The sequence below is a fragment of the Stenotrophomonas rhizophila genome, assembly GCF_003651185.1.
In the GTDB taxonomy this organism is placed as follows: Bacteria; Pseudomonadota; Gammaproteobacteria; order Xanthomonadales; family Xanthomonadaceae; genus Stenotrophomonas; species Stenotrophomonas maltophilia_Z.
Genome location: NZ_RCDC01000004.1, coordinates 626259 through 639723, shown reverse-complemented (window position 1 = coordinate 639723; position 13465 = coordinate 626259). Strand labels below are relative to the sequence as shown.

The window sequence follows — 13465 nt, the reverse complement described above, 5'->3', positions numbered from 1 at the left end:
GGGTCGGCAGAGATGAGAGACCTGGTCGCGACCTACCGCATCTCCACCACCACCTTGCCCTTGGCCCGGCCGCTCTCGACATGGGCCAAGGCGCTCAGGGTCTCCCGGAACGGGAAGACCCTGTCGATGACCGGGCGGATGGCACCGCCCTCTACCAGCGAGGTGATCTCGCCCAACTGCTGCCCACTGGCCCGCATGAACACGAACGTGTAGGTCACGCCCTTCTGCTTGGCCTTACTGCGGATGCCATGGCTGAGCAGGCGCATGACCTGCTTGAGCGGCCAGGCCAGCCCGCGCGCACTGGCAAACGCGGGCGTGGGGGGTCCTGAGATGGAGATGAGATGCCCGCCCGGCCTGAGGATCTGCAGCGAGCGGGTCAGTTCATCCTTGCCGAGGCTGTTGAGCACCACATCGTAGTCACGCAGTTCCGTCTCGAAATCCTGCTGTTTGTAATCGATGACGACGTCTGCGCCGAGATCCTTCACCCACGCGACGTTGGCGGTACTGGTGGTGGTGGCCACGAAGGCGCCCAGATGTTTGGCCAGCTGGATCGCCACCGTCCCGACGCCGCCGGAGCCGGCCTGGATGAAGACCTTCTGCCCGGGTTTGAGCTGGGCGGTTTCGACCAGCGCCTGCCATGCGGTCAGTGCGACCAGCGGCAGCGAGGCGGCCTCCACCATGGTGAGGTTGCCGGGTTTGAGCGCCACCGAGGCAGCATTGACCGCAATGAACTCGGCGAACGTGCCGATGCGATCATCGTCGGGACGGGCATACACCTCATCGCCGGGTTTGAAGTGGTGAACCCCGGCGCCGACACTTACCACCGTGCCGGCCATATCGTTGCCAAGAATCAGCGGCAGGCGATAAGGCAGGATCAGCTTGAACTCCCCGGTGCGGATCTTGGTGTCCAGCGCATTGACGCTGGCCGCGTGCACGCGGATGAGGACATCGCCATCGCGCAGCGCAGGCTGTGGGGCGTCGCCGATGCGGCCGGTCTCCTTTGTGCCATAACGGTCGATGAGCAAGGCTTTCATGGGCGGTTGCGGTACCGTTCCGCCGCCTGCGCCTGCCGGATGTCCGAGAGCAGGCCCTGACGCGATGCGTCCAGCGTGTCCCAGCGTTCGGCCACATGCAGCGGTGGAATGGTGACGGTCTCGCGGCGATCAAAGCCGACCAGCGCCGCATCCACCAGCTCGCCGACATCCATCACCTCCGGCAACGTGTTGATGTCGATACCGGCCCGCTGCCAGATCTCGGTGCGCGTCGTCGCCGGCAGCACAGCCTGAACGTAGACGCCCTTGGGCGTCAGCTCCAGGCTGAGCCCCTGCGACAGGAACAGCACGAAGGCTTTGGTCGCACCGTAGACGGACATGCCGAACTCCGGCGCCAGGCCGACCACCGAGCCGATATTGATGATCGCGCCTTCGCCGGCGCTGGCCAGCCGTGGTGCAACGGCAGCGGCAAGGCGGGTCAGGGCGAGAGTGTTCAGCGTGATCAGTTGTTCGATGCTGTCGGCCGACTGCTCGGTGAAGCCACCGGATTGGGCGATGCCCGCGTTGTTGATCAGGATGCCGATGCGGGTGTCGTCGCGCAGGCGGGTTTCAACGGCGGCCAGGTCGGCGCGCTGGGTGAGGTCGGCCGGAAGTACATCGATGGCAACGCCGGTATCGTGGCGCAGGCGCGCGGCCAGTGTGTCCAGCCGCGCCGTGTCGCGCGCGACCAGCACCAGATCGTGGCCGCGGCGCGCGAAACGTTCGGCGTAAACGGTGCCGATGCCGCTGGAGGCGCCGGTGATGAGGACAGCAGGAAGCAGGCTCATGGTGTGTCTCTTGGCATGTAATGGGGGAACGGGGATGCGGCGCGGCTCTGGCGAGGGAGTTACTGCGCGAGCGTGTCGGTCAGGGCGGGGTAGTCGGTGTAGCCCTCCGCGCCGCCGCCATACAACGTGGCCGGGTTCAGGGCGTTCAAGGGCGCGCCGGTCTCCAGGCGTTCGACCAGATCCGGATTGCTGATGAAGGCACGGCCAAAGGCGAACAGGTCGGCCTTGCCACCGGCCAGATGCGCGTTGGCCAGCTCCAGGTCATAGCCGTTGTTGGCCAGGTAGGTGCCGGTGAAACGGCGGCGCAGGCCGTCGAAGTCGAACGGGGCGACATCGCGCGGGCCACCCGTCGCGCCTTCGACCACATGCAGGTAGACGACGCCCAGCGCGCTGAGCTGATCGACGATGTAGTCGTACTGCGGCTGCGGATCGCTGATGGTCGCGATGGCGTTGGCCGGCGAGACCGGCGAGAGGCGCACGCCGGTGCGATCGGCACCGATCTCGGCTGCCACGGCTGCAGTGACCTCCAGCAGGAGGCGCGCACGGTTTTCGATCGAACCGCCGTAGGCGTCGGTGCGCTGGTTGGCGCCGTCCTTGATGAACTGCTCAAGCAGGTAGCCGTTGGCGCCGTGGATTTCGACACCGTCGAAGCCGGCGGCGATCGCATTGGCGGCGGCCCGGCGGAAGTCGTTGACGATGGACGGCAGTTCGTCGATCTCCAAGGCACGCGGCTCGGACACATCGACAAAGCCGTTGTGGACGAAGGTCTTGGTCTGCGCCCGGATGGCCGAGGCGGATACCGGCGCGGCGTTGCCGGGCTGCAGATCCACGTGCGAGATGCGGCCCACGTGCCACAGCTGCACGAAGATGCGTCCGCCGCGCGCGTGCACGGCGTCGGTGACCTTGCGCCAGCCGTCGATCTGATCCTGCGTGTACAGCCCCGGCGTGTCCTGGTAGCCCTGGGCCTGCGCCGAGATCTGGGTGGCCTCGGTGATGATCAGCCCGGCCGAGGCGCGCTGGGCGTAGTAGGTGGCGGCGAACGGACCGGGCACCAGACCGGCCCCGGCGCGGTTGCGCGTCAGCGGTGCCATCACGATGCGGTTGGCCAGGGTCAGCGGGCCAAGCGGGTAGGGCTGGAACAGTGTCGAGGTCGTCATGGTGGGTGCGGGGTCGTGATCGTTGAGGGGTGGCGCGGGCGGGCCGGCAGTGGCGTCGCCTGGAAGTGCCGCAATGATGATGACCATAATCGTAGCTGTCAATGGTTTGATGATGATGGTCATCTATCCATGGTAAAGTGCGGGTCTATCGCGGCAAAGCATCAAGAGACAACCCGTCATGAAAGTCACCAAGGCACAGGCCCAGGCCAACCGTGCGCACATCGTCGAGACCGCCTCCACCCTCTTCAGGGAGCGGGGCTACGACGGCGTGGGGGTGGCAGATCTCATGGCGGCCGCCGGCTTTACCCATGGCGGCTTCTACAAGCACTTCGGCTCCAAGGCCGACCTGATGGCGGAGGCGGCAAGCTGCGGCCTGGCGAAATCGGCCGATGCCGCGGCCGAGATGGACCTGGCGAGTTTCATGCGCTACTACCTGTCCCGGCAGCATCGTGACGCGCCGGGCCAGGGCTGCACCATGTCGGCGCTGTGCACCGACGCGTCGCGTCAGCCGGATCCGGTCAAGGCGGCCTTCGCGGCAGGTATCGAGGCGCAGTTGGCCGTCTCTCCCTACCCGAACGGGCAGTCAGACGGCCCCACGTCCGAACAGGCGCGTGCGCGGCGCATCGCCTTGATGGCCCAGGCTGTCGGCGCGATGGTGTTGTCCAGGTCCTGCCCGGACGACTCGCCGCTGGCGGACGAGATCCTGGATGCGTGCGGGGAAGACGTGCTGGTGCGGCTGGGTGGTGTGCCCAACGGCTGACGCGTGCTGGCTTGATCCGCAAAGCGCAGCAGGTGGCGCGCAATGCGTGTCCTGCCACTCGCTCGGTGGCCCGCTGCCGGGCATGCTCGCCGAGTATGTGGTGATCCATGAAGATGTCGTCGTCGGAAGCTGCGCCCTCTACCACGCCGGTGGCGACTCGTCATCACACTGCCTCTACGTCTCCCAGCTTCAACTGAATGCCGGTCATGGCGCTGGCGAAAAGGCCGCTATAGTCCGAACACCCCAGACGAAGGAGGCACTGCAATGTTTCTGACCACAAAACAAATGACGACGGCGCGTACGCTGGCTGTGGCAATCATCGCTACCGTAGGCCTCAGTTCCTGCGCCACGTACAAGGACGAGTTCGCCACGATCAACTCGCGCCTTGATCAGCTCGACACGAAGGTGCAGGGCGCGGCCCAGAGCGCCGAATCGGCCAATCAATCCGCGCAGCAGGCCAACCAGCGTCTGGATCAGATCGAAGGCCGTGTGCAGCAGCTCGAACAGGCACCCCGCCGCAAGCCACGCGGTTGATCGCTCGCGCGCCGTGTGTGAGCAACGTTTGAATCGACAACGGGTGGCCTACGCAGGCCACCCGTTGTCGATGATCGTGCAATCGTCATTGCAAGGAAGTGTCCCATCCGTACGCACTCTTACCCCGTAGTCCTGGCCCTTCGCGGCGCACTGACCATGGCGCTGGCGCTGGCAAGCATCGGCGTGGCAAACGCCGAGGATGCGGCTGCGCAGCCGACAGCCGCTGTCGATGAACTCCCGCCAGGCCAGGAAGTATCCAACACCGTGATCGAACTCGCGGGCTGGGTGGTTGCCACCAAGGACAGCCAAGGCTATCCGTTCGCAATCATGGACAAGGCCGCTGCCCAGGTGCTGGTCTTCGATGGCGAGGGCCGGCTTCGCGGCGCCGCGTCCGGGCTGTTCGGCTCGGCCACCGGTGACCACACGGCCCCCGGTATTGCCGGTCTTGCGCTTCGCGAGATTCCGGGTCGGGACCGTACGACGCCGGCAGGTCGCTTCGTGGGTGGCTACGGCCCGTCGATCGATGCCGGTCGCGTGCTGTGGGTGGATTATGAGTCCGCCGTCTCCATCCACCCGACGGCGATGGGCGTCCCGGCCGAAAGGCGCGTGGAACGTCTGGCATCGCCCTCGCCAGACGACAACCGGGTAACCCATGGCTGCATCAATGTGTCGCCGGGCTTCTACGAGCAGGTCATCCAGGCGACATTCCAGCGGGGCGGGGTGTTCTACGTCCTGCCGGACAAAGCGTCGATAGCGGAGACCTTCCCGGAGTTCGCGAAGAGCCGTGCGGCGACGCAGGGCGACGAGGGAACCCGGGCTGGCCCAGCCGGCAAGTGAGGGGCGCATCGCATCACGGTGCATGCCGTTCGAAGTGTGCTTCGAGCACGTTGATGTGTCCCTCAACAGCGACAGCAGCCACGTAGCCATCCGGCCGGATCAGCAGCCACTCACCCGGCGCCAGACCGTAGGCATCGGCGAAGTGTCCGGCCGCATCACGCAGCTCCCCGCCCTGGCCGATGACATGGATGCGCAGACCCTTCCGCGCACGAGCGGCGGCGCGGCCGGTTTGGTAACCCAGCAACGTCCAATGGGTCCCTCGAAATACCTCGAACAGGCGTACTGGCTGCCCACCCGCACCCTGCAAAAGGGCGTCGGGGGCGCGGCGCCCCGGCGTGATACGCCCACGTCGGGGCTCAGCAGGTAGCGAGAGCGAGGCGTCGGCGTACCCGAGGTCGAGCTGCTGCACCTCGCGCCCACGTCGATTGTCGCCGCGCCGTGCGTGCTCAAGCAGCGTGGTTGCAAGCCCGAGCATGGCGGCCGCAATGGGGCGTCGCTCTTGTTCGTACGTACCGAGAAGCGCGGCCGGTGCACCCTGCAGCACTGCAGCCAGTTTCCACCCAAGGTTGTAGGCATCCTGCACACTGGTATTCAGGCCCTGGCCGCCGGTGGGTGGATGCGTATGGGCAGCATCGCCTGCCAGGAAGACGCGGCCGTCGCGGTAGCGCTCTGCCAGCCGGGCACTCATCTGGTAGGCCGAGGCCCATTGCACGTCGAGAACGGCGAGATCATGGCGACCGGTCCGCGCACGCACCATGGCACCGAGGCCGTCGGCCGAGAGGTCCACCTCACCCTCCAGCGGGACCGGCGCCTGCAGTTGGAACAGGCGTGTTCCCATGAGTGGACACAGAGAGATCCGCTGCGCCATGTCGTCCTGGTTGAACGTATGCCAGGCGTCGCGTGGCAGCCCTTGCAGCACGATGTCGGCCACCACCGCGCGCACGCCCAGCGTTTTGCCGGGGAAGCCGATACCCAGTGCCTGGCGCACGAAGCTGCGCCCGCCGTCGGTGCCGATCAGGTAGCGCGTGCGCACGGTCTGCTCGCCCGTTGGCGTGGCAAGACGGACGCTTACCCCGGTGTCGTCCTGCTCGACGCCGATCAGTCCGTGTCCGAAGTCGACCCGGTGCCCCAACTCCGCCAAGCGGTCGCGCATCACGGATTCGGTCAGGAACTGCGGCACCATCAGCGGCTGTCGATACGGTTCGGCCGGGGAGGCCGGCGCGGCCTCGATGACGGCGGCGTCCGTGTGGGTGCCATCCGCATGGTGCGAGCGCGAGACGGGGTAGAGGCCGCCGGCCGCGAACAGCTGATCGACGATGCCCATGTCCTCGAAGACTTCCTGGCTGCGCGGCTGGATACCTTTGCCACGCGACCCATGGAACGGCTGATCCCGCTGCTCCACCAGGCGGAAGGCCACGTTGCGGCGGGCAAGTTCAATGGCCAGGGTGAGGCCGGCGGCGCCGGCACCACAGATCACTACGTCAGGGGTGTTGCCCATTGCATCGCTCCAGGTATGTGTAATATGCACTTACTTGGAGGGGATGCTATGCCGGTGAAAAAGAAGGTGCAAGATACACATAATTCGGCCGGGTTGAGGTCGCTTCACCTCTCGATGGTCAGCCTCGCCAGCGTGATGAACCGGCCGCGCAACGATGAACGGCTGATCCAGGACGCGGGCGTGACGCTGGACCAGGCGTTGTTCCGCCTGTTGGTGGTGATCGAACGGGTAGGGCCGATCGGGGTGGTTGAGCTGGCCGATCGCCTGGGCCGGGATTACACGACCATCAGCCGTCAGGTGGCCAAACTGGCCGCGATGGAGCTGGTCACGCGTCGCGGTAACCCACAGGACCGCCGCATCCGTGAGGCGACCATTGCGCCGAAAGGCAAGGACATGACGGACCGGTTGGATGCCGCACGTGAGCGGATCGGCCGGGAGATCTTCGCCTCGTGGCCTGCGCAGGAGGTATCGGAGCTGGTGCGTTTGATGGCAAAGTTCGCCAGCGCGCTGGAAGCCCGTGAGCGCGAGCCGTAACGGTACCCCACGCCTCGCAGGGCATCTGGACGCCGCTGTCTGAACCTCACAAGGCATCACCAATGAAGCGATTTCTGTTGATCGGGATGCTGCTCGCAGTGTCTTCGACCGCCCATGCCATCGTCATCCGTCATGACGTGGCTGATGCGCAGTACCGCGTTCCCGCCACCGAGTTTCCCGCCCTCGTGGACATGCCCGGCGAGGGCCACGGCGCGCTGATCGCACCGCAGTGGGTGCTGACGGCCGCGCACACGCTGCCGATGCAGGCCGATCTCAAGCAGGTGATGATCAACGGTACCGCGCGGGAGGTTGAGCGGGTGGTCACCCATCCCGGCTACAGGACGCTGCCGCAGACGTTGATCGAGCAGGCCATGGCCAGCGGCGAGGCGATGCTGATCGTGGTGTTTCTCGCCTCGGGCGATGATGTTGCGCTGATCCGGTTGAAAGCGCCGGTCACCGACGTGGCGCCGGTGGCGCTTTACGGCGACAGCGACGAAGCCGGTCAGATCGCGAAGATGCTGGGAAAGGGCGCTACGGGTACCGGCGCTACGGGGCATTCTCCCAACGGCCCCAACCGCACCGAGCTTCGCCGCGGCTTCAACCGGATCACCAGCGCCTACGACCGCTGGCTCTGCTATGTCTTCGATGCACCACCCGAAGCGCTGCCGCTCGAGGCTGTGCTGGGCAACGGTGACAGTGGCGGCCCGGTGCTCATCGAGCACGATGGCCACTGGCTGCTGGCCGGGCAGGGCGCGTGGAAGGTCGTCCAGGGCAATGTGCTGACCGCCCGGCCCGGGCGCTATGGGCAGGTCACCTGCAATGTGCGCGTGAGTCACTATCGGGACTGGATTGAACGCGTGATGGCCGGGCAGCCTTAGACAACATTGGAAGAGGGTGCCTGGCGGACCTCGTATCACCGCGTGGCGCAACGTCAACGGCGATGCCAGCGCTATGATCCAAGGAAGGACATCAGCAAAGGAGCACCACGCACATGGACGTTGTAGAACCAATGGAGGTGCTTCGCACGTCCGTACGCCGCCTCACTCTGTTGACTATCGCCCTTGGAGTGCTTGTTGCCGGCCTGGCCGTGGCGGTCTTCGCACTGTCGATGGCGCCGCGCGGAACGCTCACCGTTGATGAACTCCGCGCCCATCGCATCGTTGTGCTGGATGACCAAGGCGTAATGCGCGTTGAGATGGGCCAGGATGCAGTGGATGCGGGAAGGCGATCGCGCACGGCCGGTGTGTGGTTGTACGACGCCAAAGGCGACGAACGCGGTGGGATGGCAACCCACGAAGATGGCCTGGTAGGTCTTGCCTTCGATGCTCCGGTGGGGAAGGGCGAGGATCACCTGCGTGATCGCCTGAGCCTGCGCGTGGATGCCGACGGTGCGGCCCAGGTGCTGCTCACGGACAACCTGACCCGCGGCATTGTCGGTCTTCTATCCGACGGTACGGGCAACGGCGGGGTGGAGACGTATCGCTGGGACATGGATGCCAAGCTCATCCACCGCCGTTACATTACGTTCGATCAGGACGAGCGGCAGCAGCGCCCGTTGGGCGAGCCGCAGGCGCAATAGGCCGTCATCGCTCATGCCCACGCAGAGCCGCGTGCTCGCCCGGGATGGAGAGCTGCTGGCTCACCTCGGATCGAGCAGGCGCCGGGCGTGCCCCGGCGCCTGCGTCATGCATTGCGATCAGCCCGCCTGACCCAACCGCACCTTCAGCTGATCGATCTCCGCCTCGCTGACGCCGATGGACTTCAAGTAGCCTTCGGCACCGCCGTACTGTTGATGCAGAGCCACCAGGAACATCGCCATGTTCTCCGGTGCGGTGCCGGCCATGCCGGCCATCTTCCTGCCGATCTCCGGGTTCTGTTTGATCAGTTCCATGATCTGCGCGTTCATTGCGCTGTCCTTGGGCTGGCCCTCGAGGTAATGTGCGGAGATCGCATAGTTGTGCACGATGTCCGCCCGGGACACCCCCGCCAGGTCGAGCAGCAGCCCGGCGATGATGCCGGTGCGGTCCTTGCCGGCGGTGCAGTGGAACAGCACGGTGCCGTCGCGCTCCGCCGCGATGCGCTGGAAGACCTGCTTGAATTGCGGCTGGCTGTGGTCCAGCCACTGCACATAGGCCGCGCCCAGCGAGTCGGGGAAGGTGGTCATCATCTTCTGCAGGTCCATCTTCTCGGTCCCCATCAGCGAGGTGCGCTGGTAAGCGAAGCGGGCGTCGGCGGCCAGCAGGTCAGGCGATTGCGCCTGCTCATCGGCGGTACGCAGGTCGATATCCAGCGTGACGCCGGCAGCGGCCAGTGCGTCGCGGTCAGCGGCGGTCAGGCGGCCCAGGTCGGAGGTGCGCACGAAGGCACTGGCCGGGATCGGCCCATGGGTGCCTTGCAGGCCCGCAAAGGTACGCGTGTTCCAGGCGCCCTGCAGCGGGATCACGCGCTGCGCATCGGCGGCAACCGGCTGCACGTTGGTGCTAGCCGCGATGGTGGATGCAGCGGCGGTATCGGTGACGGGCGAGCGGGCCAGTGCGAGGCCGGCGCCAGTGAGCATCGGCAGGCTGAGGGCAATGGCAAGGGCAAGGTAGGTGCGGCGAAGGTACATCAGGATCTCCAGGGCGATCAGAAGGTGACGGTGACGTCCAGGCCATAGGTGCGCGGGTCATTGAAGATCCCGCTCTGGCCCAGTGAGGCGTTGTTGAGCTTGTAGAACAGGTGTTCTTCGTCGAGCAGGTTGCGCGCCCACAGTGAGACGGCCATGGTCGAGCCCGTGCTGTTGAGGGGGACGTCGATCAGGGCGACACGGGCGTTCACGATGAAGGAACTGCCGGTGAGCATCTGGTCGTACTCGCTGGTGTAGTACCCATCGGACCAGTTGCCGTCCAGGTGGAACTTCAGCGCGGAGAAGTTGGCGAACGGCACCAGATAGTCCAGCGACACGCTGCCGGCGTTCTTCGGCGCCAGCAATGGCTGCACCGTGACCTGCACGCCGGCGCCGAACGGGTCGACCGCGCGCTGCGCATCGATGCGGGTGTAGGCGTAGTTCAACCCCACGGTGAAGTTGTCCACCGGCATCACGTTGAACTCCAGCTCCGCACCGCGCGAGGTGCCGTTGCTGAGCGCGTTGGTGGTGACCATCGTGGTGCGGGTTTCGCCGCTGTTGGGATCGAACGGCAGCGAGAAGTCCATCTGCTTGTGTTCGATCGTCGAATCGAACAGAGCCAGGTTCAGGCGCGCGCGGTTGTCCCAGAACTGCGACTTGACGCCGAGCTCGAACGCCGTCACTTCTTCGGGCGCGAAGGCGGTATACGTTGTCGAGCGCGAGTTGGCGCCGCCCGCCTTGAAGCCGGTGCTGTATTTGGCATACACCATGGCGTTCTCGCCCACGTCGTAGGCGATGTTCACCATCGGATCGAAACGGCCCCATGCATCATCGAAGGCGAGATCTTTAGCCGCCCCATTGACGATGTACAGGCTGCCCTTCTTGTCATCGCGCGTGTAGCGGCCACCGGCGGTCAGGTGCAGGCGTTCGAGCGAGGCCGGCGTCCAGGTGGCCTGGCCGAAGATGCCCAGGCTGTCCGTCCACGCCTTGCTGGCGCGGTCGATGCGCACGTTGCTCAGGTTCAACGGGTTGGTCGCCGGGTTGAGCGTATAGCTGTTGCCGCCCGGGCCCCACAGCAGCATGTTGGGCGTCTGCGCATTGTCGCCGGCGGTTTCGTGATAGTAGAAGGCGCCCGCGAGGAACTGCACCTGCGAGGTGGTGCCGATCAGCTGGAATTCCTGGCTGTACTGGTGCTGGTAGACCTGGGCGAGGCTGTAGCGGCCGAAGGGTGTGTTCGGGCCACCGTAGGCGGAGATCGCGTCGACCAGCCCCATGTCGAACTGACCCTGGGTCAGTTCCCGATAGGAGCTGATCGACTTCAGTTCCACGTTCTCGCTGAGGGTCCAGCCGAGGTTGAGCAGGTGGCCGCTGGTGCGGCCGATGTTGTCTTCCTGCGGGCCACCAAGGATGGCGGAATCGCGTCGGTCCTCACTGGCGCCGGCCTTCTGCAGCGGGCTCACATAGGCGCCGGGCACCAACAACTGCGTGTGGTACGGCGTGGTGGCATCGTAGGAGCGGTCAAAGGCGTACAGCGCGGAGAAATCATCGCTGGGCTGCCACAGCGCGCTGAAGCGTGCGCCGCGCTTGTCGTAGCTGTTGAAGTCGCGCTCGCCGCGCATCGGGTTGTCGGTGGTACCGCCGCGTTTGGCCTGCACGGCGTCGATCTTGAAGCTCACATCGCCCACCTTCGGCAGGTCCAGATGCAGGCCCGTGGTGTAGCCACTGTAGTTGGAGACGCCGGCACTGACGCTGCCGCCAAACTCGCCGGTGGGCTGTCTGGTGACAATGCTGATCGCGCCGCCTTCGGTGTTGCGGCCGAACAGCGTACCCTGCGGCCCCTTCAACACCTCGATGCGCTCCACGTCGTACAGCATGCTGCCCAGGCCCTGCGCGCGGCCCATGAACACGCCATCGACATACACGCCGACACCGGCGTCGCGCGCGGGCTGGTTGGCATCACCGGAGGCTCCGATGCCGCGGATGCCGATGTTCAGCGCCGAGCTGCGTGTGGCGAACGGGGTGACCCGCAGTGAGGGGATCGAGCCGTCGGACAAGCTGCCGAGCGAGATCGCGCTGCGATCCTTCAATGCTTCGGCATCCACCACGGAGACCGATATCGGGGTGTTCTGCAGATTCGTCGCACGCTTCTGGGCAGTGACGACGACCTGATCCAGTGCGACCACATCGCGCGCGGCGGCATCGGCGGTGCCGGTCGTCTCCGCGTCGTTGGCGAGGGCGAGACCGGGCAGGGCGGTGGCAATGGCAAGGGCTAACAGGCGACGGTGCAACGGGGCGTGGCGCATCGGTCGGGTTCACGGAAGGAAGGGGGCCGGCGCAGTCTGGGTGTGCGAAATGACAGGTGAATGACCGTTCATTCATGCCCGGGTTTGCCGTACCATCGGTGCTCAACTGGACGCCATCTACGACAAGCAATGACGCTTACCCCCCTATCCGGCGCCCCCGCCGAAGACGCTGCAGCCGCGCGTGCCGAAGTGCAGCGCCAGCGGATCCTGGACGCCGCGCAGCGCTGTTTCATCGCCCGCGGCTTCCATGCCGGCTCGATCAGCGACATCGCCGCGGAGGCGGAGATCAGCCAGGGCCTGATGTACCGGTACTTCGAGAACAAGCGCGCGCTGATCCTGGCCTTGATCGAACGGCAGCTCGCCTACGACCAGGATGCGATCGGCCATATGCCGGCGGCGGCCGATCTGGTCGACGGGCTGCTGCGCTGCTATCAGCTGTGGGCGCGGGGCGAAACGCTGGAAACCCGTGGCAATGCCATCGCCAATGTGGCGCTGTATGCGGAGATCACCGCCGAAGCGCATCGCGATCCGGTGATTGCCGAGGTGCTGCGCCGGCACGACAGGCAGACCAGTGCGGCGATCACCGCGTGGTTGCGGCAGCACGACATCGCGCGCGGCCGCACGCCCGAAGAGGCCGACCTGGAGCGCCGCACGATATTGATGCGGCTGCTGGTGGAGGGCCTGGCGATGCGCGCGGTACGCGATCCGGATGTGGCCGCCGACACCGTGCGGGCGCTGCTGACGGCCTCGATTGCAACCGTGCTGGGGGAGTAAGCGCAGTCACGTGGATTTCACGGATCGGCGCGGTTAATCCGCCCGTGGCGGTCTCCCCGCTGTCCCGTGTGGAGCGGATCCAATGCGCATGCTTCCTTCGCTTCTCCTTGTCTGCGCACTCGCCCCGGTAGGGGCGACATACGCGCAGGCACCCAAGGCGGCTGTCAGGGCCGTGGCGTCACCGCATACCTCCGATGGCATGGCCTGCGACAGCCCGAACCAGTCGCAGGCCGGGCTCAACCAATGTGCCAGCAACAGCGCGCAGCGCGCCGATGCCGAGCTCAATCGGATCTATGCCAACGTGCTGGCGCTCAATGCTCAGGACCCCGTTTTCCTGGAGCGGTTCAAGGCAGCGCAGCGCGCCTGGCTGGTGTTCCGCGATGCTCAGATCGCGGCGCGGTATCCGTCTCCAGACGACTATGGGAGCGTTCTGCCGATGTGCCAGAGTGGCGACTACGAGCAGCTGACCCTGGATCGGATCAAGCAGCTCAAGGCCTGGGTTGCCGGGGTCGAGGAGGGTGACGTGTGCGCCGGGTCCTATCCCATGAGCGGGCGCTAGCCGGGGCCGTTTAACGCCTCGGTACGGCCAGGTGCGCACACTGGTTCTGTCTGCACTGTCCCTCATGCACCCGAACCGGAGATCC

Annotated in this window: 14 protein-coding genes; 8 read left to right on the top strand and 6 right to left on the bottom strand. The window is 65.9% G+C overall.

The window, feature by feature from the left end; translation table 11 throughout:
• Positions 1-32 precede the first annotated feature (32 nt).
• Genes BCL79_RS02710 through BCL79_RS02700 form a run of 3 tightly spaced genes read right to left on the bottom strand, consistent with a single transcriptional unit; the run spans position 33 to position 2976 of the window.
• A complete protein-coding gene (locus BCL79_RS02710) occupies positions 33-1034 on the bottom strand; it encodes an NADP-dependent oxidoreductase (protein WP_121037101.1) in 1002 nt (333 codons plus the stop codon).
• Positions 1031-1819 carry an SDR family NAD(P)-dependent oxidoreductase gene (locus BCL79_RS02705; RefSeq protein WP_121037099.1) on the bottom strand — a complete coding sequence of 263 codons (789 nt, stop codon included), beginning with the start codon at positions 1817-1819 and terminating at the stop codon, positions 1031-1033. The genes BCL79_RS02710 and BCL79_RS02705 overlap by 4 nt, the downstream gene beginning before the upstream one ends.
• Before the next feature lie 59 nt (positions 1820-1878).
• Positions 1879-2976 (bottom strand): alkene reductase, encoded by a 1098-nt coding sequence (locus BCL79_RS02700; RefSeq protein WP_121041084.1) that lies wholly within the window; start codon positions 2974-2976, stop codon positions 1879-1881.
• 178 nt (positions 2977-3154) lie between these two features.
• On the opposite strand from BCL79_RS02700, the gene BCL79_RS02695 reads away from it, so the two are divergent.
• From BCL79_RS02695 to BCL79_RS02685, 3 genes are all read left to right on the top strand, one after another.
• The gene (locus BCL79_RS02695) at positions 3155-3736 is read left to right on the top strand and encodes a TetR/AcrR family transcriptional regulator (protein ID WP_121037097.1); all 582 of its coding nucleotides are present in this window, start codon (positions 3155-3157) and stop codon (positions 3734-3736) included.
• A gap of 264 nt (positions 3737-4000) precedes the next feature.
• Positions 4001-4270, top strand: a complete 270-nt coding sequence (locus BCL79_RS02690) for a hypothetical protein (protein WP_121037094.1) — start codon at positions 4001-4003, stop codon at positions 4268-4270.
• Positions 4271-4426: 156 nt separating this feature from the next.
• The gene (locus BCL79_RS02685) at positions 4427-5107 is read left to right on the top strand and encodes a hypothetical protein (protein ID WP_121037092.1); all 681 of its coding nucleotides are present in this window, start codon (positions 4427-4429) and stop codon (positions 5105-5107) included.
• A gap of 13 nt (positions 5108-5120) precedes the next feature.
• Here the strand turns inward: BCL79_RS02685 and BCL79_RS02680 are convergent, their stop codons facing one another.
• Positions 5121-6605, bottom strand: a complete 1485-nt coding sequence (locus BCL79_RS02680; RefSeq protein WP_121037090.1) for an FAD-dependent oxidoreductase — start codon at positions 6603-6605, stop codon at positions 5121-5123.
• A 93-nt stretch (positions 6606-6698) separates the two neighbouring features.
• On the opposite strand from BCL79_RS02680, the gene BCL79_RS02675 reads away from it, so the two are divergent.
• The 3 genes from BCL79_RS02675 to BCL79_RS02665 all read left to right on the top strand — a co-directional run bounded on the left by BCL79_RS02675 (position 6699) and on the right by BCL79_RS02665 (position 8718).
• A complete protein-coding gene (locus BCL79_RS02675; RefSeq protein ID WP_259462086.1) occupies positions 6699-7139 on the top strand; it encodes a MarR family winged helix-turn-helix transcriptional regulator in 441 nt (146 codons plus the stop codon).
• A gap of 62 nt (positions 7140-7201) precedes the next feature.
• The gene (locus tag BCL79_RS02670) at positions 7202-8017 is read left to right on the top strand and encodes a S1 family peptidase (RefSeq protein ID WP_121037086.1); all 816 of its coding nucleotides are present in this window, start codon (positions 7202-7204) and stop codon (positions 8015-8017) included.
• Positions 8018-8148: 131 nt separating this feature from the next.
• Positions 8149-8718, top strand: a complete 570-nt coding sequence (locus tag BCL79_RS02665) for a hypothetical protein (RefSeq protein ID WP_259462085.1) — start codon at positions 8149-8151, stop codon at positions 8716-8718.
• A gap of 117 nt (positions 8719-8835) precedes the next feature.
• Here BCL79_RS02665 and BCL79_RS02660 read toward each other — a convergent pair whose 3' ends face one another.
• Both BCL79_RS02660 and BCL79_RS02655 read right to left on the bottom strand, forming a co-directional pair.
• Entirely contained in the window at positions 8836-9747 is a 912-nt protein-coding gene (locus tag BCL79_RS02660) for a tyrosine-protein phosphatase (RefSeq protein WP_121037082.1), read from the bottom strand.
• Positions 9748-9764: 17 nt separating this feature from the next.
• Positions 9765-12047: a TonB-dependent receptor gene (locus BCL79_RS02655; protein WP_121037080.1), complete on the bottom strand. Its 2283-nt coding sequence runs from the start codon at positions 12045-12047 to the stop codon at positions 9765-9767.
• Positions 12048-12176: 129 nt separating this feature from the next.
• Between BCL79_RS02655 and BCL79_RS02650 the strand changes: the two genes are divergently transcribed.
• Positions 12177-12821, top strand: a complete 645-nt coding sequence (locus tag BCL79_RS02650) for a TetR/AcrR family transcriptional regulator (RefSeq protein ID WP_121037078.1) — start codon at positions 12177-12179, stop codon at positions 12819-12821.
• 172 nt (positions 12822-12993) lie between these two features.
• Positions 12994-13380, top strand: a complete 387-nt coding sequence (locus tag BCL79_RS02645) for a lysozyme inhibitor LprI family protein (protein ID WP_183073647.1) — start codon at positions 12994-12996, stop codon at positions 13378-13380.
• The last annotated feature ends 85 nt before the right edge of the window (positions 13381-13465 follow it).

Excerpts from the sequence above, each read along its gene's own strand:
- BCL79_RS02710 (WP_121037101.1), bottom strand. The coding sequence starts at position 1,034 with ATGAAAGCCTTGCTCATCGACCGTTATGGCACAAAGGAGACCGGCCGC.
- BCL79_RS02705 (WP_121037099.1), bottom strand. The coding sequence starts at position 1,819 with ATGAGCCTGCTTCCTGCTGTCCTCATCACCGGCGCCTCCAGCGGCATC.
- BCL79_RS02700 (WP_121041084.1), bottom strand. The coding sequence starts at position 2,976 with ATGACGACCTCGACACTGTTCCAGCCCTACCCGCTTGGCCCGCTGACC.
- BCL79_RS02695 (WP_121037097.1), top strand. The coding sequence starts at position 3,155 with ATGAAAGTCACCAAGGCACAGGCCCAGGCCAACCGTGCGCACATCGTC.
- BCL79_RS02690 (WP_121037094.1), top strand. The coding sequence starts at position 4,001 with ATGTTTCTGACCACAAAACAAATGACGACGGCGCGTACGCTGGCTGTG.
- BCL79_RS02685 (WP_121037092.1), top strand. The coding sequence starts at position 4,427 with ATGGCGCTGGCGCTGGCAAGCATCGGCGTGGCAAACGCCGAGGATGCG.
- BCL79_RS02680 (WP_121037090.1), bottom strand. The coding sequence starts at position 6,605 with ATGGGCAACACCCCTGACGTAGTGATCTGTGGTGCCGGCGCCGCCGGC.
- BCL79_RS02670 (WP_121037086.1), top strand. The coding sequence starts at position 7,202 with ATGAAGCGATTTCTGTTGATCGGGATGCTGCTCGCAGTGTCTTCGACC.
- BCL79_RS02665 (WP_259462085.1), top strand. The coding sequence starts at position 8,149 with ATGGAGGTGCTTCGCACGTCCGTACGCCGCCTCACTCTGTTGACTATC.
- BCL79_RS02660 (WP_121037082.1), bottom strand. The coding sequence starts at position 9,747 with ATGTACCTTCGCCGCACCTACCTTGCCCTTGCCATTGCCCTCAGCCTG.
- BCL79_RS02655 (WP_121037080.1), bottom strand. The coding sequence starts at position 12,047 with ATGCGCCACGCCCCGTTGCACCGTCGCCTGTTAGCCCTTGCCATTGCC.
- BCL79_RS02650 (WP_121037078.1), top strand. The coding sequence starts at position 12,177 with ATGACGCTTACCCCCCTATCCGGCGCCCCCGCCGAAGACGCTGCAGCC.